The 1,266-nt window shown below is 62.1% G+C and carries 1 protein-coding gene; it reads left to right on the top strand.

The window, feature by feature from the left end; genetic code table 11:
* Window positions 1–717: 717 nt before the first annotated feature.
* The gene (gene rplS / locus ACI38B_RS02455; RefSeq protein ID WP_015449855.1) at window positions 718–1,083 is read left to right on the top strand and encodes a 50S ribosomal protein L19; all 366 of its coding nucleotides are present in this window, start codon (window positions 718–720) and stop codon (window positions 1,081–1,083) included.
* Window positions 1,084–1,266 lie beyond the last annotated feature (183 nt).

The following is a 1,266-nucleotide window of genomic DNA, read 5'->3' as shown; positions in this document are numbered from 1 at the left end:
CCTGTGGTGTGACTGTTGGGTCGCACGGTGGCCGATTGTGGGTGTGGCAGGGGCTGATGGTGGGGGTATCTGACCGCGGTGCGACTGGGGTGTTGCATGGTGGGTTGGTATTGGCGGTTTCCCGTTCCTGCGGCGTGGTATCTGTCTGTGGTGCGACTGGCTGGTCGCATGGCGGGCGGGTGAGTGGTGTGGTTGGGATTTCATTGTTGATATCTGCCTGCGGTGCGACTGGGGTGTTGCATGGTGGGTTGGTATTGGCGGTTTCCGGCTCCGACAGTGGGGTATTTGCCTGTGGTGCGACTGGTGGGTCGCACGGCAATCGGATACCAGCTACCGCGACGAGTCAATCGGCCCTTGATGCCCCCGACATGTCGGATGCCTCCGGCGCGCCCGATGGCCGAGCCGTCGTCATGTCCGCGCAGCCACAATCTGTACGCCCCAGTCCGCACAACCCCAGTTCGCACGCCACGATTCCCGCGACCCCAGTCCGCACGTCACAGTAAAATGAACCTTTGCTATGCCGAAAAACGGGACGCCGCATAATCCCGTCTTTCTTTGGGTCCAGCCGGAACACTTACGTGGTGGCAACGCCATGATTCCGGCGGATTGGCACCCTTCGCGGGCGAACCTGCGAAGACATTTCAGCTGAACGGAATCCCGAAGGAGACCGCGCAGCCCCGACCAATCGTCGGTATGCGGCGGCGATGGAGGAACATCATGGTTAATGCCATCGAAGCATTCGACGCCAAGCATCTTAAGCCGGCGGAGGAAATCCCCGCATTCCGTCCTGGCGACACCGTCGAGGTCAACGTCAAGATCAAGGAAGGCAACAACTCCCGTCTGCAGGCGTTCACCGGCGTGGTGATCGCTCGTCAGGGTGCCGGCGTGCGCGAGACCTTCGTGGTGCGCAAGATCAGCTTCGGCGTGGGTGTCGAGCGTCGTTTCCCGCTGCACTCCCCGTCGATCGATTCGATCAAGCTGGTGCGCAAGGGCCGTGTGCGTCGTGCGAAGCTGTACTACCTGCGTTCGCTGCGCGGCAAGGCTGCTCGTATCGTCGAGCGTCGCGACAACAGCGAGAAGTGAGTTTCGCGCTCATCGCATGAACCGGACAGCCCGGCGACCAGTAACGGTCGTCGGGCTGTCTGCGTTTCAACAGTGCGGACGGCACGGGCGTGGCGGATGCGCCGGTGGTCCGTGCCGCTTGCGGCAGCGCGAGTTTGCAATACCGGGACATTCCGTGACAAGCAGCAAATCGGAACAGCCGTG

The organism is Bifidobacterium sp. (genome assembly GCF_051876855.1).
GTDB lineage: Bacteria > Actinomycetota > Actinomycetes > Actinomycetales > Bifidobacteriaceae > Bifidobacterium.
The sequence above is the reverse complement of the archived record's forward strand: the minus strand, read 5'-3'. Positions and strand labels throughout refer to the sequence as shown.